At 67.1% G+C, this 23,232-nt stretch carries 20 protein-coding genes; 12 read left to right on the top strand and 8 right to left on the bottom strand.

Features of this window, described 5'->3' with window-relative positions:
* Nucleotides 1-10: 10 nt before the first annotated feature.
* The 3 genes from ACWEIJ_RS10150 to ACWEIJ_RS10160 all read right to left on the bottom strand — a co-directional run bounded on the left by ACWEIJ_RS10150 (nt 11) and on the right by ACWEIJ_RS10160 (nt 2,360).
* On the bottom strand, nt 11-817 hold the full coding sequence (locus ACWEIJ_RS10150) for a tyrosine-type recombinase/integrase (protein WP_449836802.1): 807 nt from the start codon (nt 815-817) through the stop codon (nt 11-13).
* Between the two features lie 516 nt (nt 818-1,333).
* Nucleotides 1,334-1,600, bottom strand: coding sequence for an AMED_5909 family protein (locus ACWEIJ_RS10155; RefSeq protein WP_449836803.1), 267 nt, complete (start codon nt 1,598-1,600; stop codon nt 1,334-1,336).
* A gap of 283 nt (nt 1,601-1,883) precedes the next feature.
* Nucleotides 1,884-2,360 carry a hypothetical protein gene (locus ACWEIJ_RS10160; RefSeq protein ID WP_449836804.1) on the bottom strand — a complete coding sequence of 159 codons (477 nt, stop codon included), beginning with the start codon at nt 2,358-2,360 and terminating at the stop codon, nt 1,884-1,886.
* Between the two features lie 237 nt (nt 2,361-2,597).
* On the opposite strand from ACWEIJ_RS10160, the gene ACWEIJ_RS10165 reads away from it, so the two are divergent.
* The 4 genes from ACWEIJ_RS10165 (at nt 2,598) to ACWEIJ_RS10180 (ending at nt 5,893) form a co-directional block, all read left to right on the top strand.
* Nucleotides 2,598-3,440 (top strand): GntR family transcriptional regulator, encoded by an 843-nt coding sequence (locus tag ACWEIJ_RS10165; RefSeq protein WP_449836805.1) that lies wholly within the window; start codon nt 2,598-2,600, stop codon nt 3,438-3,440.
* On the top strand, nt 3,437-4,156 hold the full coding sequence (locus ACWEIJ_RS10170; RefSeq protein WP_449836806.1) for an HAD family hydrolase: 720 nt from the start codon (nt 3,437-3,439) through the stop codon (nt 4,154-4,156). Before ACWEIJ_RS10165 ends, ACWEIJ_RS10170 begins: the two co-directional genes overlap by 4 nt.
* An 89-nt stretch (nt 4,157-4,245) precedes the next feature.
* Nucleotides 4,246-5,388: an ImmA/IrrE family metallo-endopeptidase gene (locus tag ACWEIJ_RS10175; RefSeq protein WP_449836807.1), complete on the top strand. Its 1,143-nt coding sequence runs from the start codon at nt 4,246-4,248 to the stop codon at nt 5,386-5,388.
* A 1-nt stretch (nt 5,389) separates the two neighbouring features.
* On the top strand, nt 5,390-5,893 hold the full coding sequence (locus ACWEIJ_RS10180) for a DUF4411 family protein (protein WP_449836808.1): 504 nt from the start codon (nt 5,390-5,392) through the stop codon (nt 5,891-5,893).
* Here the strand turns inward: ACWEIJ_RS10180 and ACWEIJ_RS10185 are convergent.
* The 3 genes from ACWEIJ_RS10185 to ACWEIJ_RS10195 all read right to left on the bottom strand — a co-directional run bounded on the left by ACWEIJ_RS10185 (nt 5,880) and on the right by ACWEIJ_RS10195 (nt 8,612).
* Complete coding sequence (locus ACWEIJ_RS10185) at nt 5,880-6,779, bottom strand: DUF6602 domain-containing protein (RefSeq protein WP_449836809.1); 900 nt, start codon at nt 6,777-6,779, stop codon at nt 5,880-5,882. The two genes, ACWEIJ_RS10180 and ACWEIJ_RS10185, sit on opposite strands and share 14 nt — an antisense overlap.
* A 991-nt stretch (nt 6,780-7,770) precedes the next feature.
* A complete protein-coding gene (locus ACWEIJ_RS10190; protein ID WP_449836810.1) occupies nt 7,771-8,181 on the bottom strand; it encodes a VOC family protein in 411 nt (136 codons plus the stop codon).
* An 11-nt stretch (nt 8,182-8,192) separates the two neighbouring features.
* Nucleotides 8,193-8,612, bottom strand: coding sequence for a helix-turn-helix transcriptional regulator (locus ACWEIJ_RS10195; protein WP_449836811.1), 420 nt, complete (start codon nt 8,610-8,612; stop codon nt 8,193-8,195).
* A gap of 221 nt (nt 8,613-8,833) precedes the next feature.
* Here ACWEIJ_RS10195 and ACWEIJ_RS10200 point away from each other — a divergent pair, with 221 nt between their 5' ends.
* Both ACWEIJ_RS10200 and ACWEIJ_RS10205 read left to right on the top strand, forming a co-directional pair.
* On the top strand, nt 8,834-11,431 hold the full coding sequence (locus ACWEIJ_RS10200; protein WP_449836812.1) for an SdrD B-like domain-containing protein: 2,598 nt from the start codon (nt 8,834-8,836) through the stop codon (nt 11,429-11,431).
* A gap of 29 nt (nt 11,432-11,460) precedes the next feature.
* Nucleotides 11,461-14,631, top strand: coding sequence for a hypothetical protein (locus ACWEIJ_RS10205; protein WP_449836813.1), 3,171 nt, complete (start codon nt 11,461-11,463; stop codon nt 14,629-14,631).
* Nucleotides 14,632-14,739: 108 nt separating this feature from the next.
* On the opposite strand, the gene ACWEIJ_RS10210 is transcribed toward ACWEIJ_RS10205, so the two are convergent.
* Nucleotides 14,740-15,078, bottom strand: a complete 339-nt coding sequence (locus ACWEIJ_RS10210; RefSeq protein ID WP_449836814.1) for a hypothetical protein — start codon at nt 15,076-15,078, stop codon at nt 14,740-14,742.
* Here ACWEIJ_RS10210 and ACWEIJ_RS10215 point away from each other — a divergent pair.
* Both ACWEIJ_RS10215 and ACWEIJ_RS10220 read left to right on the top strand, forming a co-directional pair.
* On the top strand, nt 15,077-17,866 hold the full coding sequence (locus ACWEIJ_RS10215) for a carboxypeptidase regulatory-like domain-containing protein (protein ID WP_449836815.1): 2,790 nt from the start codon (nt 15,077-15,079) through the stop codon (nt 17,864-17,866). The two genes, ACWEIJ_RS10210 and ACWEIJ_RS10215, sit on opposite strands and share 2 nt — an antisense overlap.
* Nucleotides 17,867-17,984: 118 nt before the next feature.
* A complete protein-coding gene (locus ACWEIJ_RS10220; protein WP_449836816.1) occupies nt 17,985-18,734 on the top strand; it encodes a sulfite exporter TauE/SafE family protein in 750 nt (249 codons plus the stop codon).
* On the opposite strand, the gene hisC is transcribed toward ACWEIJ_RS10220, so the two are convergent.
* On the bottom strand, nt 18,724-19,791 hold the full coding sequence (gene hisC, locus ACWEIJ_RS10225; RefSeq protein WP_449836817.1) for a histidinol-phosphate transaminase: 1,068 nt from the start codon (nt 19,789-19,791) through the stop codon (nt 18,724-18,726). The genes ACWEIJ_RS10220 and hisC overlap by 11 nt on opposite strands.
* 76 nt (nt 19,792-19,867) lie before the next feature.
* Between hisC and ACWEIJ_RS10230 the strand changes: the two genes are divergently transcribed.
* The 4 genes from ACWEIJ_RS10230 (at nt 19,868) to ACWEIJ_RS10245 (ending at nt 23,218) form a co-directional block, all read left to right on the top strand.
* Nucleotides 19,868-20,509, top strand: coding sequence for a dienelactone hydrolase family protein (locus ACWEIJ_RS10230; protein ID WP_449836818.1), 642 nt, complete (start codon nt 19,868-19,870; stop codon nt 20,507-20,509).
* Nucleotides 20,510-20,643: 134 nt separating this feature from the next.
* Nucleotides 20,644-21,144 carry a hypothetical protein gene (locus ACWEIJ_RS10235; RefSeq protein ID WP_449836819.1) on the top strand — a complete coding sequence of 167 codons (501 nt, stop codon included), beginning with the start codon at nt 20,644-20,646 and terminating at the stop codon, nt 21,142-21,144.
* Nucleotides 21,141-22,466 (top strand): PPE domain-containing protein, encoded by a 1,326-nt coding sequence (locus ACWEIJ_RS10240; protein ID WP_449836820.1) that lies wholly within the window; start codon nt 21,141-21,143, stop codon nt 22,464-22,466. Before ACWEIJ_RS10235 ends, ACWEIJ_RS10240 begins: the two co-directional genes overlap by 4 nt.
* Complete coding sequence (locus ACWEIJ_RS10245; RefSeq protein WP_449836821.1) at nt 22,463-23,218, top strand: ESX secretion-associated protein EspG; 756 nt, start codon at nt 22,463-22,465, stop codon at nt 23,216-23,218. Before ACWEIJ_RS10240 ends, ACWEIJ_RS10245 begins: the two co-directional genes overlap by 4 nt.
* The last annotated feature ends 14 nt before the right edge of the window (nt 23,219-23,232 follow it).

Here is a 23,232-nt window from a genome sequence, read left to right on the forward strand (position 1 = left end):
GCTAGCGCTACTAGCCCAGTAGATCGCCCAACTTACTTAAGGCCTCTCGCTTGTCCTCTAGAGACACGGATGCATAGATCATCATCGTCACTTCGATGTTCGAGTGGCCGACGATGTCCCGGACGATGTGCGGCGGCACTCCCAGCCTCAGGAGCAGCGTCACGCACGAGTGGCGGATGTCATGGAAGCGCACGCTGTCCAGGCCCGCCCGCTCCCGGATCGGATACCAACTGGCCCGGAGGTAGGTCGGATCGATCGGCCCACCGGTAAGCGTGGTGAAGATCAATCCTGACTCCTCCCACTTGTCGCCCGCCGCGTCCGCTTCGTCGTCCTGGAGGTCCCAGTGGTCGACCAGCGCCCAGGCAACGAGGAGCGGTAGCGGCATGACCCGCTCCGATCGATCCGTCTTCGGCGGGACGAACACGAGCTTCGTGCCGACCCGTTGAAGCGTCTGCCGGATCTGCAACGTGGGGAAGTGCTGCTCCGCACAGTCCTCACAGAACTCGTCCGCATGCTCCTGACACGGCTCGTCCCACCCGTCCCAGTCGATGTCCTTCCACCTCAGGCCGAGCAATTCACCTCGCCGCATTCCGAGGTAGAGCGCCAGGACGTACAGCGCCTTCAGCCGGTCGTTTTCCGCCGCCTTGAGCAAGGCCTTCGCCTGATCGGCGGTCAGGCCTCGGTTGACGTCGTACCGAGGCGATTTGACCTGCACAAGCTTGGCCACGTTCCGCGGGATGACTTCCTCCCGCATCGCGTGAGCCAGGGCGTTCCGCAGGACGGCGTGGATCTGCTGAATGGTCCGGTCGGACAGCACCGTCTTGCAGCACTTGCCCTTGGCGCAGCAGCGCTGAGCGTCCTTCGGCCGGTTGGCGTCGATCTTCTCCGCGCAGCACTGGCAGTCGTGGCGTAGTCGCGTGATGAACGTCCGGACGTCCTGCGCCCGGGATGCGACCCACAGGCCGGGACGCGTCCCGACCAGTACCGCACTGACGCTTGCAGGACAGGCACTCGAAGCCTTCAGCCTGTGCCTGCGTGAGGTCGAGGCTGGCGAGTTCCCCGTTCTCCAGCATCACGGCGAACGTCGAAACAGTCTGTTTGCTGGCGATCAGCCGATCCCAGCGTTGTTGTTTCAGGGCCTTGTCTGGCGCACAGGTACGCCCAGGCTCTACGCTCATCATCGTTCACTCCCACGTTGGATGGACAAGCGCAGGAGCGGCATGGTTGGTAGCCGGTTTCCGCTTCTGCGCCCACGTTTCCCTTGTGCCGCAAAAAGACATGCGGCATCGCCACATGACCCCGCAGAGTCATGCGCTCGTCTAAATAGGACTGTCTAGGCCTTCGACGACCTGTTGCCGTCAAGCTCCCGATCGATCGCTTCCGCCTTCTCTCGCTCGCGGTTGGCCCAGTAGATCGCTTCGTGGTGGTGCGCCCGATCCACCTCAGCGATCCGGGCGTACACAGCCGCGGAGCGCCGGTAGAAGTCCCGCATCACCTTGGGCGAGGCGTTCGGCGCAGGCATCAGCTTGCCCACGACGTCATGCGCCTCCATCAGCGTGCGAGCCTCCTGCGCAGGCACCCACTGCTCCGACTTCGCCATGCTCATTCCTCGTCCTGATCAGCCAAGGCAACCCTCGACTGCTCGACCCGCGCCCGGCGTTCGAATTCCTCTGCCGCAATCGAGCAGGCATGCCGAGCCCATAGGGGCACCGCCAGGTCAGCGGCCAAGATCCGCCATGCCTGCGCCACTGCCGAATATCCGAGAGCGAGACGGAGCACTGCCCGTGCATCCCCGATGCTGGAAGCGGCGAACAGCGCCGCCGTCTGCTCTGCGTACGCGGTGTTCCAGCGGGCGACCGTCTCCCGCGACGGCCGCGCCACCGTCAGGCCGCCGTCTTCTGCTCGCTCTGACCCTGCTGACCAGTAGGCTTGCTCTCGCGCTTCGGTGGCGTGCCGACCTGCGGCGAGGCGAAGCCCGTAGCCCGGATCGTGAAGCCCTGGTACTTGAATCGGTCACCCATGACGCGCGGCTCGACCGTCAGCCCCTCGAACGCGACCGGCCGAACTTCGACGCCGGGCATTACCTGCACCGCGTGCGGTGGGACGGGCTGGGCGTCCGCGAGCACGGTCACGGTGACCGACGCGTCCCGCTCCTTCTCCGCCGACGGGTCGGTGACGACGACCTTCCACTGCCGCTTGCCCGAGCGTTCGTCGATCTTCTGCTTGGCCTGCTTACCGCGGGCCTTGTCCTCCTGACTCATGTACTCCATGTCCGGAGCGACCTCACCCACCATCAGCGCACCCATCGGAAAGACCTGGTCAAACGCAGCTTCGAAGCGCGTGCCGTACGGGACCGCCATGACAACCTCCCTAGCCTCGCTAGGTCGCCTGTACGACCTAGGCAAGTTATAAGCTAGCTAGGTTGTCTAGCCAAGTCAAGCAGGCTGACGTTTCCGCAGGTGAGCTAGCTCCCTAGGCGGGCTAGACAAGTCGCTCTAGACTGTTCTAGGACGCACTAGCGCACCGACAGGTGTTCGCGCACTAGTGCGGGCCAGCTCCAGCAGGAACCTGGTGGAGCTCAAGACCGAGAGGAAGTCATGGCACTGGACCCGGACGACCCGCGCCCGCCATACGTGCAGGTAGCGAACGCTCTGCGTGCAGCAATCCTGACGAAGGTCTTCAAGGCCGGCGACAAGCTGCCTTCGCGCGCCGAACTGGCGAAGAAGTACGAAGTCGCGCCGATGACGGTGCAGAACGCGCTACGCGAGCTGCGCGATGAAGGCCTGATCGTCTCCCGACAGGGCAGCGGCGTCTTCGTCCGCGAGCGCACTGAGCGCCCGGTCGGTCTGCGTCCGCACATCGAGCGCGCCTTCGAGGCTGAGCACGTCACCATCGACTTTGCCGGCTTCTCCGGCGAGACACTGCAAGGCGTCATGCAGGAACCGCTGGACAAGATCCGAATCGGCCGGCTGACACCCGCCTCGATCAACATCCGCATGCTCGTCCCGGACACGTCTCAGCCGTGGGCGATCCCGTGCCAGGTCGAGGACCTGCAGGACAGCCCAGGCTTCCGCAAGCGCATGGACGAGATCATGCGGCGCCACACCCTCGCGATCGTGGACAGCGTCCAGGAGCTCGGCGACCTCGGCTTGGTCAAGGACGTCTCTGTCGAGATCAAGGCCCACCGCGCCGCACCGCTATTCAAGCTCTACCTGCTCAACAACGAGGAAGCCTTCTTCGGCTTCTACCCAGTGCGCGAGCACGTGATCCGCTTCGACGGCGAACCTAAGCCGATCTACGACCTAGTGGGAAAGGAAGCGATCCTCTTCCACCACAGCGTCACCGATGACGACACCAGTACCGGCAGTCAGTACGTCGAGCAGGCACGCATGTGGTTCGACTCCATGTGGCAGACAGTTTCGACGGAGTACGCACGGTGACGAATGAGAGCACGCCGTGCGATGAGCCCGCGATCTTGGCGAGGCTGCTAAGTGATGCAGATGTTCTGCTCCTCGATTTCGATGGACCAGTGTGCTCGGTGTTTGCAGGCTTTCCAGCTCCGGTAGTTGCGGATCAACTTCGCGACGTCCTTAAGGATGGGTGGGATCTGGAGCTGCCGCCTCGCATCGCGAAGGAAGATGATCCCTTCGAGGTCTTCAGGTACGCGGCGACATTGGGAGAAGACCATGGCCGGTTCGTTGAGGCTGCGCTCACTGCACACGAGGTCGAGGCAGTAGCCACCGCCGAGCCAACACCATGGGCTCATGATCTTGTGCGGGCGTGGCACCGCAGCGGGCGACTGGCAGCCATCGTCAGTAACAACAGCAGCCGCGCTGTTGAGACCTACCTTGGACGTCACGATCTTGCTGGATGCATCGCTTATGTTTCTGGCCGCAGGGCACCTGACCCCCGCCTGCTGAAGCCGCACCCGCATCTCATGCACGAAGTGCTCACCGGCCTCCGGGTTGGGGCCGCGCAGTGTCTTCTTGTGGGCGACTCGGACACCGACGTCATTGCCGCAAGCGCATCATCTGTACCCGTGATCGGCTACGCGAACAAACCAGCCAAGATCGCAATATTGTCCTCAGCGCATCCAGAGCTGGTCGTAACAGAATTCCACCAAAGTGCGATGAACTGGCTCGCTCAGCACGCATGACAACGGTCAGGTCACGAACCGACCCAAAATAGTACTCCAAACGGGTGCACTAGCCTGGTGTGGCGAGCACTGCTAGTTACCATTGCGACATGCCCACACAGTATGTGCCAATCAACGGAGAGGTGCTGCAGTGGGCGCTGGACCAGTCAGGACTGCGGCTAGATCAACTCGCCGGCCAGGTGAACGTCCCGCCAGCCGAGCTAGAAGACTGGATCAACGGCGATTCGAAGCCGAGCAAGACCAAGTTCAATGATCTTGCTAAGGCTCTTCATCGGTCTCCATCCTTTCTTCTGCGGCCACGCGTTCCCGTTCAGGCGGAGACAAGGGTTTCACTGCGTATTCCGTACGGCGCAACCGGCCGACGAGAACCTACGCCCGTAGAGCGCCTCGAAATACGCAAAGCTCAAAGGCGTCAAAAAATCGCCCGGTGGGCCGCAGCTCAGAAGGTGGATTTCACTCCGCCTAACCTGCCTCAACCTGGAAGTTCACCAGAGTTGTCTGCAGAGGTTGCCCGAGGTTGGCTGAACTGGACGGTTAAGGATCAGTTAGGTGCCGCGAATAAATCTGCGGTAACCAAAGATATTAGGCTTCGGCTAGAGCAGCACGGCATTCTCGTCCTTCAGCTGTCTATGGGCGTCAATTCGTGCCGTGGATTTTCGCTCTACGACAACGCGGTGCCGTTGATTGCGGTAAACGGGCAAGGGCAAATCGCTTCCGCGCGATCTTTTACGCTCCTTCACGAACTTGCACATCTCATGTTCCGCGAGCAGGCAGTTTGCGACTCATCCGATGAAGCGCATGAACGTTGGTGTGACAGGTTCGCTGCTGCATTTCTGATGCCCGCCGATGATCTGTGGTGGTACGTCAAGAGCGTCCTTCGCCTAAGCTATGTCGGGCCAAAGGACATTGACTCGATTGGAAAGCTTTCGGAGCACTATAAGGTTAGTTACCTGAGCGTTGCTCTTCGTTTGTGGGCTTTGAACCTGGCCGATTTCGCACTGTATGAATACGTCCGTGCGGAAGGTTGGAAGAAGGAGGACGGGAGCGCTTGGGGCAGAGGTGGGCAAACCACGCCTGTTGTGAGGTTGCGCCAGTATGGCACGCTCTACCCTAAGCTTCTTCTGGACTGCTATCGGTCTGGAATCGTAAGTGAGATTGACGTACGCAAGCATCTCGAAGTCAACGGCAGTCAACTGAAAGAACTTGTCAGTCTGCTCGCAGGAGCTGAGTAGGTTGACCGAGCAGCCTATTTATGTGATTGATTCGCATGCACTGATTGAACTGCAGCGAGTCCCTTGCTTGCCAGCGCGACTGAACCTCGTTTTCGACTCCATGACGGATATGGTGCATGCCTCTCGGTTGAACTTCCCGGCTCCTGTAGTTCGTGAGTGTAAGGAGTACGCCGAGGGCGAGCCGGTTCACACCTGGGTGAAAGCAATTTCGGTAGGTCGACGTATCATCGCCCCAGACGCCGAGTACCAGGTCGTAGTGTTGGATGCGTGCGAAAATATTGCAGATCCTGACGACGACGAAGAGTCAGTCCCGCTGTTTGTTGCGGCGCTCGCACTGCAACTTCGTGACCAAAATGGCTCGGAACCTTTTGTAGTCACCGAGGATCGTCGTTCTCACCCTGTTCGCGCGAGTCTATTGGAAGCGTGCTCGGCGCTGGGTCTGCAATCGGTGACTCTGATGCAATTCCTGGACACCGAAGGACTGCTTGACATCATGGCTGCTTGATGGTGAGCAGCCGAAGATCCCGTGCGGTTCCGGTCAAGTAGTTTTGCAGAAATGGCTTACTAACAGAGCTTCGCTCGCTGAGGAAAGCGAGAAGTTGCTCACAGAAGAGAAGCAGTGCACGTCCAGGCTCGCAGATGTACCTACTCCTGTCGCTTTGTGAAAGTGCGGTGACAGGGTATGTAAACCCGTTGCGCACTACTTTCTTGCTGCCCTTCTCGTGTTCTTCAAGTTCGCTCCACTCCATAGCGCGCCGGGCGCCGTCACCGTCGAGTTTATGGAGAGGCGTCAGTCCGGCCGTGTACGCGCCAGTTCCAGCGCCCGGATCTCCAGCCGTGAGGCCCTTTCCTGCAATAAGGCCGGGATTCAGGACACAAAGGAGATCTGGTCTCATCTCTTCGGGGATCTTGGAGACCTTATCCATGAGGGCCTGCGGGAGCAGGCTTGCCGCGTAACCCATGAGAAAGTATCCAGGCTTCGAGCCTTCAGTTGTTGACTTCAGCGAGTCGAGAGCCTTCTTGCTCGCGGAGCACGTTTGTAGCTCCTCTTCACTCAAAGTGGTCTTCACTTCGATCGCCATGAATACAGTCTCTACTGGGAACAGCAGCTGGGTTGTTTGGCCAAGAATCTGCGGCTGACTCGCGCGATCATAGATGATGATGTCGATTTGCTTACTTGCCTTGTTGGTTGAGTCGATTACTATGCCTGTTCCAACTCCCACGTCCGCTGGCAGTAGCGACTCGACCAGTCGAGCCAAAGTCAGTTCGTTGGCCCGTCCTTGCTCTCCCCTGTGTGGCACAAGCCGATTTAGAACGTCAACCTCGGCCTGAAGTCGCTGGACGACGCCGGACCAGTACGTCTCTACGTAGTTCGTTCGCGCCTCAGGCATGCACTGAACCATAGCCATTGTTTTGCAGAACTTGGCTCTATGGGATCAAGGCGCGCCGCCGACGGCGGCGCGCACGGGGCCTGTCACGTTGGCACCGGCTCCCCATCCATCCCGGCACGCCGGGCTCCCGCTTCGCTCCGCCCGTCGGCCGTGCGGCGCGGCCGGCGTCCATCCACGGCAGCGCGCCGCCGACGGCGACACCCAGGAGCTCCCAGCGCCCAAGCTCCAGGACGATCGCGCGATCCAAGGCCTGACCGAGCCGGGCACGGCGATCGACGGCCGCCAACGCTTCGCGACGACGGCCACCGGACACGCCAAAGTCGCCCCACTGAGAGAAGCCAGCGGGACGGGACAGCAACAAGGACAGCGACCAGTTCGAGGTGTAGCTACGGGTGTAGCAACGGTCCGGGACGGGTTGGGACGGGACAGCACCCCTGACCAGGCAACACCGACAGCCGCGGACTACCCCGAACACGCCTGGACAGCCGGATGCAGCCTTGAAAGCGGGAGACGGGCAACCGTCCGGGGGTTCAAATCCCTCCGCTTCCGCTCATGGGTGACGTGTGTCGACGGAGAGCGTCGACCGCGCCTCGCTCCAGGTGCCTTCTGGGGGCCGAGCCCCCAGACCCCCAGCCGGGGCTGCGCCCCGGACCCCCTTCGGGGCTTCGCCCTCGGGGTTCACCGCTCGGCGCGGGGGCTTGAGAAGCGGATGTTGCCGAGTTCCCCCAGGTGGTCAACGCCATTCCAGTCCGGACGTGGTGACCTGCATTGGGACTGGTTTTCCTCATTGCGAGCGCTGATCAGATAAACCTCGTCGTTGTTGCGGTGTCGCGTTTGCCGAAGTCCTGGAGCCCGCACATTGATGCAGAGGCGACCGCCAGACGTGGTGCTCCTGTCTCGTGAACTCCGCAAGCCCCCTGAACCCGAAGAACAACAGCCCGGTCGTCGAGCGAGCGCGTTCGGCGGCTGCTCCCGTAGCCGAGAAGTGGTTCTACCGCTCGGTGGCGCGGGGGCTTGAGAAGCGGATCATGTTGCCGGACGGGTCGCGGAATGCGCAGTCGCGGACGCCGTAGAACTGGTCGATCGGTTCTTGCAGGACTTCGCCGCCGGCCGCGCGGACCTGTTCGAACTTGGTGTCCACGTCGTCGACCTCGAAGATGAGGCCGTGCAGGGATCCCTTGGCCAGCAACGCGTTCAGGGCTTCGTGGTCGGTGGGTGGGACGGGTGGGCCGATGAGTGCCAGGCCGATCTCCAGGTCCGGCTGGCCTGCCGGGGCCACGGTCAGCCAGCGGTAGTCCTCGACGGTCTCGTCGGTGCGGACTTCGAGGCCGATGACGTCGCGGTAGAACTTCAGGGCGGTGTCCTGGTCGTGGACGAAGAGGAACGTGTGCGAGAGCTTCATGGGAAGCGACCCTAGGGACGCCGCGGGCGCGACGCTTCTCGAAACCTGCTCGGTCTGGTCAGGCCCTTCAGGTGGCATCCCGGCACTGCGGCCAGTGCGGTGTGGGAGCGTGCGCGGTAGGCGGACGGGGTTTCGCCGACCAGTTCGGTGAAGCGGGCCGAGAAGGAGCCGAGCGAGGTGCAGCCGACCTCGACGCAGACCTCGGTGACCGAGAGGGTGCCCAGGCGCAGCAACGCCTTGGCGCGCTCGATTCGTCGGGTCATGAGGTAGCCGTACGGGGTTTCGCCGTAGGCCGCGCGGAACTGGCGGGCGAAGTGCGACGGGGACATCAGGGCGGCGCGGGCCATCGCGGGGACGTTCAGCGGCTGGGCGTAGTCGCGGTCCATCAGGTCGCGTGCCCGGCGCAGGTGGGCGAGGTCCTCCGGTGTCACGCGCCCAGCATGCCACCGGGGCACAGTTGTCGGCGCTGTGCTCACGCCTTTCCCGGCCCCTCGGTTGCCTTCGCGCGCGGAAAATCCTGAACGTTTTTTCGTGACCTCTTGACGCTTCCGCGAGCAGTGTGCGTGCGGTACTTTTCGGACGTCTTGCGGGCGGGTGCGGGGGCTCTGACGTCGCCAGACGGGATTTGTCACGGGGTCTTTGGGGGATTCTGTTGTCCGAGAGATCGGTGCCGCGCGCTCTGCTCAGGTTCGGTGCACTGGCCGCCGCCGCGGTGATGGCGTTCGGTTCGGCTGCGGCGTTCGCGCAGGAGGAGCCCGCGAGCACTCCCGCGGAGACGCCGAGTGCCGCGCCGCCTCCCGTGCAGAAGACCACCGGTGACGTGAGCGGTGTCCTCTACGCCGACAAGAACGGCAACGGGCAGAAGGACCTCGGAGAGGCCATCACGGGCAAGGTCACGATCTTCGGTGGCGGGGACGGCTCCGAGCACACGGCGATCAGCGACGACGAGGGCCGGTTCGTCTTCCACGACCTCGCGCCCGGCGCCTACCAGCCGACCTACGAGCTGGCCGACGGCTGGGTCTTCCACCACACGAAGGCCGGTGGTGACCTGATCACCGTCGCCGCGAACACCACGACCGAGGTGACGGCACGCGCCGAGCGGCCCTTCTCCGAGCAGCTCAGGGTGACCGCGACGCTCGACCGCGAGAGCTACCGCCATCCGGCGAACGCGACGATCAAGCTGAACCTCACCAACACCACCGACCACCGGATCAGCGGCCTCCAGGCCGCCTGCAACCGCGAGGACGCCGCGAACGCGCTCGGCCGCGCCGACGGGTGGAACGTGCTCAAGGGCAACGGGCTCGCGCTGGAGGCCGGTGAGCAGCGCACGATCTTCATCGTCGAGGAGATCCCGGCCGCCGCCCGCGAGAGGGGCTCGGTGGCGCTGAACTGCGACTTCGCCCCGCTCTCCAGCTGGAACACCGACGGGCCGTCCGTGCACGACGAGGCTGCCGTCACGGGTGGCACCGGCGGCTACACGATGGTGGTGGGCTACGACTGGAACGCCGACTCGCGCATCGACCCCGCCGAGGCCGTCCAAGGCGCGGAGGTCGTCCTGCTGCACCCGCAGACCGGCGCGCAGGTCGCCGCGGGGCGCAGCGACGAGACCGGGAAGATCGAGTTCACCGGTCTGGGCGTCGGCGACTACCGGGCCGTGGTGCTCGGCGGGTGGGCGTTCCGCGACGCCGGTCAGGACCTGGTGCACATCACCGACCAGGCCGGGTTCGGCTACCGGATCCTCAAGTACCTGAAGCCCGCGGACCTGCGCGGCACGGTGAAGTTCGACAAGGACCGCTACGAGTCGCACGAGACGGTGCGCATGTGGATGACCGTCACGAACGTCGGCGGGCAGACTGCCGAGCAGGCCCGTCTCGACTGGTCGGTCAGCGAACTGGACATCCCGGCCGAGCAGTGGGGCGACTTCCGCGCCGACGGTCCGGGCATCCAGATCCCCGCCGGCGAGTCCCGCACGTTCGAGGTCACCGGCAAGATGCGCCAGATCGACAACGGCAGGCTGGTGGTCTGGGGCAGCTTCGCCTACCTCGGCCGGCCCAACCCGCACCAGTCCGGCTACCACGGTGAGGTCGAGGTCGTACAGACCAAGGGCGACGTCGCCGGCGTCGTCTACACCGACGGCAACGCCAACGGGCAGCAGGACGCGGGCGAGGCCGCGGCGGGCGTCGTGGTCGAGGCCAACGGCGGCGCGCCCTACGGGTACTTCAAGACGACCACGGACGCCTTCGGCCGCTTCTCGTTCAAGGACATCCCGTCCGGGGACTACACGGTCAGGTACACGCTGGCCGACGGGTGGATCGTGCACGTCGAGGGCGACGCCCCGCAGAGCCGGGTGCAGCCCGGCGCGGCCGTCCAGCTCACGGCACGGGCGGAACGTCCGTACCGCGAGACGCTCAGGGCGAGCGTGGTGCTCGACAAGGCCAGCTACGCGATCGGTGAGATCGCCAAGATCACCGTCAAGCTGACGAACACCGGCAACCGCGAGGTCAGCGGCATCAAGGCGGCGTGCAACCGGATCGGCGACCCCAACCAGCTCGGCGGCAGCGCCGAGGACCCGATGACCGGCTGGGGCGACCTCAGCTACTGGAGCAAGGGCGTGACGCTCGGCCCCGGCGAGACGAAGACGATCGTCGCCACCGAGAAGGTGCCCAAGGCGGCCCGCAGCAGTCGCCGGGTGATCGTGGCCTGCGACTTCGCGCCGAACGCCGGCTCCAACGACGACGGTCCGTACGGCTTCGACTGGGCCAGCGTGCCCGGCGGCACCGGTGGGCTCACGGGCCCGCTCTACTACGACCGCAACAACAACCACAAGGTCGACCCTGGCGAGACCATCGCCGACACCCGCATCCTGCTGCTCACCGACAAGGAGGACGGCCTCACCGTCGCCGAGACGGTCTCGGACGCGCAGGGCAACGTGCGCTTCGACCAGGTTCCGCCGGGTGACTTCTGGGCGTGGGTCGACGGGCCGTGGCGGTTCGAGGGCGAGTACGGCGGCCACGTGCAGGTCTTCGGTGACACCGTGGGGAACTACGACTTCCCGGTCGTGCCGGGCCCGGCACCGGAGCCCAAGCCCGGTGATCGCGGCACCGGCGAACCGGTCGCCACCGCCGGTGGTGGCACGGGTGGTGCGCTCGCCAAGACGGGGGCCAGCGTGCTCGGACTGGGCGTGCTCGCCGTGCTCCTCGTCGCGTTCGGCCTCGGCGCTCGCGTCGCCGGCCGCCGCAGGACTTCCTGATCTCATTCGCACTACTCCTGGGGAACCCGATGTCCGACAGACCGGCCAGAAGAGGCCTGCTCAGATTCACCGCTCTCGCCACGGCCGCGGTCCTGACGCTCGGCGGAGCGTCCACCGCGCTCGCACAGGAAGACCCGACGAGCGCCACGCCGACGCCGACCTCGTCGTCGTCGACCGCCACGGCGACGGAAACGACAACGACAACGACGACAACGCCACCACCACCGTCGTCGAGCACTCCTGAGCCCACGCCGTCGTCGTCGACCGAGCCGTCCGGCCCGGCCACGCCCGTCGCCCCACCTGCCGCGACGGTCGAGCCCGCGAAGCCGGACGAGAAGAAGGTCCAGACCGAGCAGGCCGCGCCGGACCTCCAGCTCTCCGTGCGGTTCGACCGCCCCGAGTACTCCCAGGGCCAGCCGCTCGGCCTCACGGTGACCGTCCGCAACGCCGGTGACGCGCCCGCGAACCAGATCCGGTTCGCGAGCGAGCTCTTCTCGATGTACCTGACCACCGGCGTCGACGAGCTGGTCTCCCGCCCGAGCCTGGCGCCCGGCGAGTCGAAGACGATCAAGCTCGGTGCCACGACCGAGTCGCAGGTCGGTGACAGGGTCGAGATCACCGTGCGGGCCTACGTCGAAGGCGTCACCGACAAGACGCCGAGCGACAACCAGGCGCGGGCCGAGACGAAGATCGTCAAGACCGTGGGTCGCCTGTCCGGCGTCGTGTACGAGGACAAGAACGGCAACGGCGTCGCCGACCCCGGCGAGGGCCTGACCAACTACCAGCAGCTCAAGCTGACCGGTGGCCCCGACTTCCCCGGTTCGACGTTCACCGTCTACGACGGGAAGTTCTCGATCTGGGAGGTCCCCGCCGGCACCTACCAGGCCCGGATGTCCAGCGGGTACAACTCCGACCGGATCGCGGTCAAACCCGGCCAGTTCATCGTCGTGAAGAACGGCGAGAGCACCGAGGTCGCACTCCAGGTCGGACCGGCGCTGTCCCGTTCGCTGCAGGTCTCCGGGGCCACCTTCGACAAGACCAGGTACGCCAAGGGCGACCCGATCTCGGTGACCGTCAGCCTGAAGAACTTCGGCACGGCGCCGATCTCCAAGCTGGTCGCGGTGTGCGACCCGGAGAACGACCCGGCGACGCTCGACGGCACCGGCGAGGGCTGGGGCGAGCTGCGGCCGGACCGCGGCGGCATCACGATCGCGCCCGGTGAGACGAAGGCCGTCACGGTCACCGACGTCGTGCCCGACGTCGACTACCCGACCGGCAAGGTGTACTTCGCCTGCCTGTTCAGCGTCGACGGCCGCAACATCGACGGCCGGACCGAGTGGATCGGCAGGCCCGGTGTCGCGGACCCCGGTCTCACCGTCGGCGCCGACGTCGCCGGCACCATCGGCCGGGTGTCCGGGCGGGTGCTGAGCAACGGTTCGCCCGTCAGCACGCCGCCGGTCAAGGTCGTCGCGTTCAACGCGGCGAACAACCGGATCGTGGGCGACGGCCAGACCTACGACATCACCGGCAAGTGGTCGATCTCGGGCGTGCCGCAGGGCAAGATCGCGCTGAAGGTCGTCGGCCGCTGGCGGTTCGCCGACGGCAGCACCCAGCGGCTCGTCGACGTCGTCGGTGACCAGGACGTCAGCGTGGACCTCGACGTCGAGGCCGGTCCGGAGGTGAAGGACCCGACGGTCTTCGCCCCTGACCTGAAGGTCTCGGTCAGCTTCGACAAGGAGCACTACGACATCTCCGACCCGGTGCGCATGACGCTCAAGGTCGAGAACGTGGGCACCGGCAAGAGCCCCGCGCGGGGTGACTGGCGCAACCCGTACAACGAGGAACAGCCGTACTTCGACTACCAGCAGTACCGCAGGTTCGTGGACACCCCGATCGAGCTGTGGCCGGGTGAGAGCGAGCAGGTCACCCTGGTCGCCAAGGCACGCGACGGCGGCATGGACCCGGAGAAGCTCCGCACGGTGCGGTTCACCGCCGAGGTCGGCACGCAGTCGGGCGACCCGAACCAGGAGAACAACAAGGCCGAGGCGCGGGCGACGGTCGGCTGGGGCACCGGCTCGGCCGAGGTCTTCGTCTACGGCGACCTCAACCTGAACGGGAAGCCGGACGCGGGCGAGGAACTCGCGAACCGCAAGGTGCGCCTCGGCGGCGGCAGGCCGTGGGTGAACCTGAACGGCAGGACCGACGCGTCCGGCCGGGTCCGCTTCACCAGCGTGCCCGCGGGCAGCTACAGCGCGTCGGACGAGTACGACCGCGAGTCCGGCTGGATCGAGGCGTACAGCAACACCGACCCGCGGCAGGGCGCCGTGGTGAACCCCGGTGACGAGGGCACCGTCGTGGTCCGGCTGGTCCGGCCGCTGTCGGACAAGCTGAAAGCGACGCTGAAGTTCGACCAGCCGTCCTACCCGGCGGGTGCCGCGGTCGGCGTCACCGCGACGATCACGAACAACACCGACAAGCCGATCCTGGTCAAGGCGGACTGCGGTGGCTCATTCGGCAACTACATCGGCAACGACACCGATGGCTGGGGTGCGCTGAAGACCGGCGGACCCGGTGTGGAGGTCGCGGTCGGTGCGACCTACACCCACCGCGTCACGGCCCCGATGCCCGCGGTGGCGCCGGACTACGGCTTCATCGGACTCAGCTGCTCGTTCGGCCCGGAAGGCAACTTCGGCAACCCCTGGGTGAGCGCGCGGACCAGGGTGCCCGGTGCGACGCAGACGTTCCGCGGCCTGGTCGTCACCGGCCAGTACCCGGACCAGCAGCCGGTGCCGAACGTGAAGCTGGTGCTGCTCGACCCCGACACCGCCCAGCCGGTCGCGAGCACCACCACGGACGCCGACGGCAAGTGGGTCTTCCCGGACCTGGCGGTCGGCCCGTACCGGCCGGTGGTGGTCGGACCGTGGCGGGTCATGGACGAGATGTGGCAGGAGGGCGAGGGCTTCGGCAACGTCCGCGGCCGCGACTACCCGTCGTGGATCTGGGTCGAACCCGGGCCTGACGTCGCCGACCCGATGGGCGTGGGCGCTCCCGGCGGTGGCGGCACCACCACCACCGTGAAGAAGATCAAGAACACCGCCGCGCTCGCGAACACCGGCGTGAGCGTGCTCGGCCTCGTCCTCTTCGGCGGGCTGCTCGTGCTCGCCGGTGCGGCGATGCGGCGCAGGACCGCGCCGCGGTAGCGCGTTACACCTGAGGCCGACCTCACACGCTCCTCCACAGTGGAGCGTGTGAGGTCGGTAAACGGTTTCACCTGCGGTTTTTCTGAGGTAGCTTGACGCTGTTCTGCCTTACTGGGGTCTTTGGGGGATTCCTTTGTCCGAGAAGTCGGTCAGCCGTGCCCTGCTCAGGATCGGGGCCTTGACCACCGCTGCCGCGCTCGCGTTCGGCGGCGCCACGACCGGCGCGCTCGCGCAGGAGCCGGAGACGCCGAGCTCCAGCGCCGAGCCGACGCCCACGTCCACCTCCACGCCTGCGCCGACGACCGAGCCGAGCACGTCTCCGTCCACCTCGGAGCAGCCGTCGCCGACGCCCTCGACGGAGCCGAGCACGCCGGCACCGTCCACTCCGGACACGAAGCCGGTGCAGGAGGAGCGCAAGATCGCTCCGCCGCCGCTTCCGGCGACCATGAACGAGAAGCTGCCGGACCTCTCCGTGCGGGTCGCTCCGGACAAGCCCGACTTCCTGCCCGGCGACGACATCGGCCTCACGCTCACCGTGACCAACAAGGGCGAGGCCCCGGCGCTGAACATCCGGCTGGGCCACGAGAGCACCAGGGCCTGGCTGGTGAGCGGTGCCGACGAGCTGAGCTCGCGGCCGTCGCTCCCGCCGGGCGGCCAGAAGGTCTTCCGGGTCGTGCTGCGGCCGTCGTCGGCGACCGATGACGCCGTGCCGTTCCTGTTCCGCGCGACCGTGGACGGCGTGGCCGACCCGACGCCGGGCGACAACGGCACGAACCTGAACATCAAGGTGCGCCAGGACAAGGGCACCGCGTCCGGCGTCCTCTACGTCGACAAGAACGGCAACGGCCGCTTCGACGACGGCGAGGGCCTGGCGAACGCCTCGGTCGAGATCAACGGCGGCACGCCGAAGACCTCGGCCTCCGCCTTCACCAACGACAAGGGCGAGTTCGTCACCCGGAGCGTGCCCACCGGCAGGTATTCCGTGCGGTACTCCGGTTCGGGCGGCTACGTCGTGCAGCCCGGCCGCAGCGACTTCGTGGTCGAGCAGAACAGGGACACCCGCCTCGACGTGCCGCTGGTGGCACCGGTCAGCAACGCGCTGTCCGCCTCGGTCGCGTTCGACAAGCCGTCGTACACGCCGGCCGAGGAGGTCGGGCTCAACGTCACGCTGACCAACCGCGGCAGCGTGCCGCTCACCGGCGTCGTCGCGGTCTGCACTACCGGCACGGGCTACCTCGCCGGCACCGGCGAGGGCTGGAAGGCGCTGCGCCCCGACGGCGCGGGGGTCGCGCTGGCAGCCGGTGAGACGAAGGTCGTGCGGGTCACCGACAGCGTGCCGAAGGACCTGTCGTTCCAGACCTTCTACGCGAGCTGCTCGTTCGGCAACAACGGCGCCAACCGCGACGGTTACGCCTACGCGGGCACGGCGTACGCGTCCGTGCGCGGCGTGTTCGGCACGGTCAACCTCCACCTGGTCAACGACGCGAAGGGCGAGCCGGTCCGCGGCGCCAACGTCGCCGTGCTCGACGCGGCCACGCGCCACCCGCTCAAGGACGTCACGTCCAACTCCAACGGCGACGCGTGGATCTACGACGCGCCGGCCGGCAAGGTCGTGCTGGTCGTCTCGGGCAAGTGGAAGCCGAGCGACGGCAAGGAGTTCACCCTCGACGTCCGCCCGGACCAGCGCAACGACCTCGACCTGCGGCTCACGCCGAGCGACGTCGAGGTGCCGGCGCCCGCCGCGGACCGGCCCGACTTCGAGGTGACCGCGAAGTTCGACAAGGACACCTACGACATCGCCGAGCCGATGCGGGTCAACGTCACCGTCAAGAACGTCGGCACCGGCTACGCCCACGAGGTGTACCTGCGGACCGGGCTGGTCACCGGCGGTCAGCTGGACTTCGACCAGTCGCAGTTCGGAGACCTCAACTACGACCGCAAGGTCAGCCTCTGGCCGGGGGAGAGCAAGACGATCACCCTGCTCGGACGGGCGCCGTACTACCTCCAGGACGGCAAGGTCTGGCTGAAGCTGGAAACCGTGTCGTACGGGGACGTCAACGGCGCCAACAACTCCGCGACCGCGAGTGCTCCCGTGACCTACCTCAGCGGTGACGCGGCGGTCGTCGTGTACGCCGACCGCAACGGCAACAAGCAGCGGGACGCGGGTGAGGACCTGCCGAACGTCAACGTCCTGGTCTCCGGTGGCACGCGTCCCTTCGACGCTCAGCAGGGCAAGACCGACGCGTCGGGCCGGGTGGCGTTCAAGAACCTCCCCGTCGGCGTCTTCAAGGTGTGGATCTGGGGCGGTGACGAGGGCTGGGTGCGCAACGAGCTGGACCAGCTCACCGTCAGCGCCGGCGCCGAGTCGGTGCTGGAGATCGGCACGGTGCGTCCGTTGTCCGACAAGCTCTTCGCGACGCTGAGCTTCGTGAAGCACGAGTACGCGCCCGGTGAGAACTACGAGCTCGACATCACGCTGGAGAACCGCACGGGCGCGGACCTGCCGTCGGTGAAGGCGCTCTGCTACAGCGGGGACCCCGGCGACGTGCGCAACTCCGGTCCCGGCTGGGGCGAGCTGGTGTCCGGCGGCGCGGGTGTGCCGCTGAAGAACGGCGAGAAGCGGACGTGGCGGGTGTCCGGCGAGCAGCCGAAGGACGCCGTGTCCATCGGCTACGCGACGGCCAGCTGCTACTTCGCTCCCGACACGTCCGACCGCGGTGCCGCCTACTCGCACGCCGAGTTCCGGGTGCCCGGCCAGCGCAACGACGCCCTCGGCAAGCTCGTGCAGGGCGCGGAGCAGAGCCCGGTCGCCGGCGCGGTCGTGGTGCTGGTCGACCACATGTCCAAGAAGATCGCCGCTCGCACGATCACCGACGAGACCGGCCTGTTCAAGGTCACCGACCTGCCGCTCGGCCGGTACGAGATCGTCCTGGAAGGGCCGTGGCAGGTCGACTACCGGCGGCTCGCCAACCAGTTCTTCCTGGTGACGGCGGGGGAGCCCAAGGTCCAGGTGATGCTGCGGGTGCCGGGCCCCGAGGCGCAGGACCCCGGCTACCCGCTGCCGGAGGACCAGCAGCCGGGCGCGAACGTCCCGCCGGTCAGGGCCGCCGCGGGCGGAAGCGGTGAGGCGCTCGCGAAGACCGGTGCCAGCGTGCTCGGCCTCGGCCTGGTCGGTGCGCTACTGGTGGCGTTCGGCTTCGGCGCCAGCGTGATCGGGCGCCGTCGCAGGGCATAGCTGATGATCAACAGGGCCCGCACCCGCACCGGGTGCGGGCCCTGTTGTCGTCAGCGCCACACTTCGCCGTCCCGAGTGGAGTGTTAGCGTCGCTAACCATCGGGTACCTGGGGGTGACATGACGGTCTGGGAAGCAATCGCCGTGGTCATCGCGGGTGTGTTCGCGGGCGGCATCAACACCGTCGTCGGCAGCGGCACGCTCGTGACGTTCCCCGTGCTCCTCGCCGTCGGCTATCCGCCCGTGGTCGCGAACGTCTCCAACAGCCTGGGGCTCGTGCCCGGCTCGCTCTCGGGTGCCTGGGGCTACCGCGAGGAGCTCAAGGGGCAGAGGTCGCGCATCGCGAAGCTGCTGCCGGCGTCGATCCTGGGCGGCATCCTCGGCGCGATCCTGCTGGTGACGCTGCCCGCGAAGGCGTTCCAGGCGATCGTGCCGGTGCTGATCGTGATCGCGCTGGTCCTCGTGGTGATCCAGCCGTGGCTCAACCGCAAGCTCTCGCACCGCAGGAGCGACAACGACGGCGGCGTGCTGCTGTGGCTCGGGGTCTTCGCCGCGGGCATCTACGGCGGCTACTTCGGTGCCGCGCAGGGCGTGCTGGTCATGGGCATCATGGGCGTGCTCGTCAACGAGCACCTGCAGCGGATGAACGCGCTGAAGAACCTGCTGACCGCGTTCGTGAACCTGATCGCCGGCGTGCTGTTCATCTTCATCGCCGACGTGGCGTGGGAGGCCGTGCTGCTGCTCGCCGTCGGTTCCGTGGTCGGCGGCCAGATCGGGGCCAAGATCGGCCGCAAACTCCCACCGGCCGTGCTGCGCGGCGTCATCGTGGTGGTGGGAGTCGCGGCGATCGTTCAGCTGCTCATGAAGTGAACGCGCGGGCGGCGGCCAGGAAGGCGTCGTTCTCGTCCGGCTCACCGATCGTCACGCGGGCACCCTCGCCCGCGAACGCGCGCACGACGACCTTGTGCGCCAGGCAGTGCTCGTTGAACGCGGCCGTGCGCTCGCCCAGCGGCAGCCACACGAAGTTCGCCTGGGTCTCCGGCACCTCGTAGCCCATCGCGAGCAGTTCGCCGCGGACGCGGGTGCGCTCGGCCACGATCGCGCGGCAGCGGACCATCAGCTCGTCCTCGGCGTCCAGCGACGCCATGGCGGCGACCTGGGCGAGAGCGTTCACCGAGAACGGCACGTAGACCTTGCGCAGCGCGTCGGCGACGACCGGCGGTGCGACCGCGTAACCGACCCGCAGGCCCGCGAGGCCGTACGCCTTGGAGAACGTCCGCAGCACCGCCACGTTGTCGTGGCCCGCCGCCCACTGCTGCTTGGCGAGCTCGACGCCGTCCGGCACGTGCGCGTCGTCGACGAACTCCTTGTAGGCCTCGTCGAGCACCACGAGCACGTCGCGCGGCACCTTCGCGATGAACGCCTCGATCTCCTCGGTGCGCAGCGCGGTGCCGGTCGGGTTGTTCGGGTTGCAGACGAAGACCATCCGGGTGTTCGGCGTGATCGCCGCGGCCATCGCGTCCAGGTCGTGCACGTGCTCGGAGGTCAACGGCACGCGGATCTGCCGCGCGCCGGCCACGTGCGTGACGATCGGGTAGGCCTCGAACGACCGCCACGCGAACAGCACCTCGTCGTTCTCGGTGCACGTCGCCTGGACGAGCTGCTGGCACAGGGTCACCGAGCCGCAGCCGAGGGCGAGGTGGTCCGCGGGGACGCCGAGCTTGTCGGCGAGCCGGCCGGTGAGTTCGGTGCAGCCCGAGTCGGGGTACCTGTTGACAGCGGTCGCCGCCTCGGCGATCGCTTTGACGACGCTCGGGAGCGGTCCGGCGGACACCTCGTTGCTCGCGAGCTTGATGGCGCCCGGGATGGTCCTGCCGGGCACGTAGGACGGCAGGGACGCCAGGTCAGCACGAGTTCGCACGGTCATGCCACCGATCCTCGCATTGCTCCGTCCGACTGGTCACGTTGACTGGAGTTCACCCCGGCGTGGAAGGGTAAGAAACATGACCACTACCCGCATCGAGACGCTTTCCCTCACCGACGGCCGTGAGCTGCGGGTGACGATCGCCGAACCCGACAGCGCCGTGCGCGGCGGGCTCGTGGTGCTGCATGAGGCCCGTGGCATGACCGAGGGCGTTCGCTCGCTGGTCAGCAGCCTGGCCGCGGAGGGCTGGCTCGCGATCGCACCGCACCTCTACGACGCGGACCGCGTGCACGGCGACGACATCAGGGACCAGGTCAGCAAGCTCTCCGGCGACCGCCTGCTGGAGGACACCGACGTCGCGTTCGTCTGGCTGGGCCAGCAGGGCGTGAGCGCGGACCGCATGGGTGTCGTCGGCTTCGACATCGGCGGCACGGTGGCGATGGTGGTCGCGGCGAGTCGCACGATCGGGGCGGCCGTCACCGTTGCGGGGCCCGGCATTCTCGAACCGCTGTCGGACGGGCTGCCCGCGCTGGTGGACGTCGCAGCGGACCTCACCTGCCCGTGGCTCGGCATCTACCGCGACGACGACTCCGAAGAGGTGAGCAAGCTCCGGGATGCGGTGATCAGCTCGGAAACCGCGTCGGATGTGGTCCGTTTCGACGTTTCCAGTGACGAAGCGTGGGCTCGTGCGTTGAACTGGTTCGACGCACACATGAGGTAAGAGTCTTTACGGCGGATTGGAACCGAACCGTCATCCAGGTACATCTAAGGGATGCTTCGGACGGCTGACTGGGTGTAGCTGTGAGTAACACTCAGTGCTGCGGTGACGAGTAAGCAGTGCAGGGGGTTATGAGGATGGCTGAAGGCACTGGGACAGGCACGGGAACGCCCGCGGTCTCGACGGCGACCACCACGCCGATCACCGCGGAGCAGCTGGCGGCGGTGAAACCTGTTCTCCAGCAACAGATGCTGGTGGACAAGGCGGAGGCGAGCCATGCCGCGGCCAAGCTGGATCAGGCCGCGGACAACGGGAAGCTGACGCTCGACGAGGACGCCGCCGACGCGTTGATCAAGGCGGTCGAGCACGCGCGGGACCAGGTGATGGACCTGTGGAAGCGCACGAGCGACCAGCTGGCGACGCCGCTGCAGTTCGGTGAGAACCCGGTGGCGAAGGCGATCAGCGCGCGGTTCTCCGAGCTCGCCGTCGGCGAGGACTCGGGCGCGGCGAAGGCGTTGCTGGACCTGTTCAAGGTCCTCGACGACATCAGCGCCGCGTTGAACAAGAACCGCGAGAACGCCCGCAATGCCGACGAGGAAGCCAAACAGGGCTTCAACAAGGCCGGGGGGTCCTGGTGACTCAGCCATCGCACGACAACAAGGGCAACGGCAACAGCGGCAAGGACAAGCCGCAGCCCTACGACGACCACAGATACGACCGCGAGAAGCTGCACGAGCCGATCGACTGGATGGTCTACTCGCACGAGGACCTCTACAACATGGTGCACAACGGCGTGAACCTCGCCGGTGCCCAGGCCGCTGCGACGAACTGGCAGAAGATCGGCGAGGACATCGCCGGCGTGCGCGAGCACCTGCTCAAGGCCGTGGAGGACTCCACGGTCGGCTGGGACAGCGAGTCCGCCCGGCTCGCCCGTGACGGCCTGACCGAGGTCACCAACTGGGTCGACGACACGTCGAACTACGCGCACAAGGTGGCCGCCGCGATCACGACCGAGACCAACAACGTCGAGGCCGCCCGTGCCGCGATGCCGCCGCCCCCGGCCAAGGTCGAGTCGCCGGCCACGGTGACGGCGACGGCTCCGGCGGTTCCGCTGCGACCCACGCTCGTGCGGGACCGGCTGAACATGATGGACTCGGCCGCGGGCCTCATGGGCATCGAGACCGACCACGCCGCGCTGCTGCGCCAGCAGCTCACCACGTCCCCCACCACGTCCACCGCCTTCCAGGGCTTCGAGACCCTCGGCACCAGCCCGGTCGAGACCCTCGCGGCCAACGACGCCTCTCACCGCCGCGCGGCGGACGTGATGGCGGCGTTCCAGCGCAACTCGGCCGCGGTCGACCAGACCGTGCCCGCGCAGTTCACGCCTCCGGTGAACCCGGTCAACCCCAACCCGACGCTGGGCGGCGGTGACCTCGCGGCCCGCAACAACACGACCGCGGACGGCGGTGCCGGTGGCGCCGGCGCTCCGGTCGCGACCACGGCCGCCGGTGCGAACCGCGGCACCACGAACGCCACGTCGTCGCGCAACTACGGCGGTGGCGCCGGTGTCCGCGGTGGCGGCAGCGGTGGTGGCGGTGGCGGTGGGTTCGGCGGCATGGGCGTGGGCATGTCCCGTCCGTTCAACTCCGGCTCAGGCAACCAGAGCGGCCCTGCCGGTGGCGGCGGTGCCGGTGGTCCTTCCGGTGGGGGCGGGCTGGCGGGCGTGAACGAGCGTTCCGCCGCCGGAGCCGCGTCTGCGGCCGCGTCGTCGTCGACCGGTGGCCAGACCAAGGCGTTCCAGAACCCGCTCGCGATGGGCGGCGCGCCGATGGCCGGTGCCCCGGGGGCGGGTCAGGGCCGTGACGACGCGCGCGAGCACAAGAGCGCGAGCTACCTGGAAGAGGACGACAACGTCTTCGGCCTGGACCGCAAGGCGGCCCCGCCGGTGATCGGTCAGTGAACGAACGCCAGTTCACGGTGAGCTCGCAGGAGTTCTTCCTGCTGTGGCAAGCCGTGCACGGCGAAGATCGCGTCGTGCCGCTCGGCACGCCCCACGTGGGCGCCACCCGAGCGGCGCGGCAGCGTCTCGTCGAGGAGAGCTCGCAGTCGCTGCACGCCCGCGGGCTCGGCACCGTGCACCGGCCGGACCCGGACCTGCGTGCGCTGGTGAGCGGCCTGGGCGAGTTCGACCGCGCGCTGGAGATCGCGTACTTCAAGGGAGCGGAACTGGCCCGCGGCATCGCCTGCGCGGGCTGGGGCGGCGCGTTCGCCGCGCGGGTCAACGACGACGTGCACCTGTTCCCGTTCCGCCCCACCTCGCTGGCCTCCGCCACCGTGTCGTCGTTACCCGGCCTCGCGCCCGGCACCGGCCGTGCCGTGAACGTGCGCTGGGACGACTACGTTCGGGCGGGCAAGGCGGGCGAGCAGGACGGCAAGCAGGCGTTCCTGGACGTCCTGCGCGACGCCGGCATCCGCGAACCCGAGGCGCACACGTTGCTGCGCATCGTGACGTCCCGGATCGGCGGCGGCGAACTCGGCCTCACCGCCCGCAACCGCGACGGCGTACCGCGCCCCACGGGCCGTTCGGTGTCGTGGATCGACACCCGCGAGGGCCGCTACCTCCTCCGCAAGCAGGACGGCTGGCTCGTGCTGGCCCCCGCCGACGCGGCACGGCTGACCAGCGCGGTCGACGAGCTGCTGGCCGCGGGGTAGTTCCACACCGATGG

Source organism: Lentzea sp. NPDC004789, assembly GCF_053601075.1.

What these genes read in the sequence shown, in the direction of transcription:
- ACWEIJ_RS10155 (WP_449836803.1), bottom strand. Translation starts at nt 1,600, where the DNA reads ATGGCGAAGTCGGAGCAGTGGGTGCCTGCGCAGGAGGCTCGCACGCTG.
- ACWEIJ_RS10160 (WP_449836804.1), bottom strand. Translation starts at nt 2,360, where the DNA reads ATGGCGGTCCCGTACGGCACGCGCTTCGAAGCTGCGTTTGACCAGGTC.
- ACWEIJ_RS10165 (WP_449836805.1), top strand. Translation starts at nt 2,598, where the DNA reads ATGGCACTGGACCCGGACGACCCGCGCCCGCCATACGTGCAGGTAGCG.
- ACWEIJ_RS10175 (WP_449836807.1), top strand. Translation starts at nt 4,246, where the DNA reads ATGCCCACACAGTATGTGCCAATCAACGGAGAGGTGCTGCAGTGGGCG.
- ACWEIJ_RS10185 (WP_449836809.1), bottom strand. Translation starts at nt 6,779, where the DNA reads ATGCCTGAGGCGCGAACGAACTACGTAGAGACGTACTGGTCCGGCGTC.
- ACWEIJ_RS10190 (WP_449836810.1), bottom strand. Translation starts at nt 8,181, where the DNA reads ATGAAGCTCTCGCACACGTTCCTCTTCGTCCACGACCAGGACACCGCC.
- ACWEIJ_RS10205 (WP_449836813.1), top strand. Translation starts at nt 11,461, where the DNA reads ATGTCCGACAGACCGGCCAGAAGAGGCCTGCTCAGATTCACCGCTCTC.
- ACWEIJ_RS10215 (WP_449836815.1), top strand. Translation starts at nt 15,077, where the DNA reads ATGAACGAGAAGCTGCCGGACCTCTCCGTGCGGGTCGCTCCGGACAAG.
- ACWEIJ_RS10210 (WP_449836814.1), bottom strand. Translation starts at nt 15,078, where the DNA reads ATGGTCGCCGGAAGCGGCGGCGGAGCGATCTTGCGCTCCTCCTGCACC.
- ACWEIJ_RS10220 (WP_449836816.1), top strand. Translation starts at nt 17,985, where the DNA reads ATGACGGTCTGGGAAGCAATCGCCGTGGTCATCGCGGGTGTGTTCGCG.
- hisC (WP_449836817.1), bottom strand. Translation starts at nt 19,791, where the DNA reads ATGACCGTGCGAACTCGTGCTGACCTGGCGTCCCTGCCGTCCTACGTG.
- ACWEIJ_RS10230 (WP_449836818.1), top strand. Translation starts at nt 19,868, where the DNA reads ATGACCACTACCCGCATCGAGACGCTTTCCCTCACCGACGGCCGTGAG.
- ACWEIJ_RS10235 (WP_449836819.1), top strand. Translation starts at nt 20,644, where the DNA reads ATGGCTGAAGGCACTGGGACAGGCACGGGAACGCCCGCGGTCTCGACG.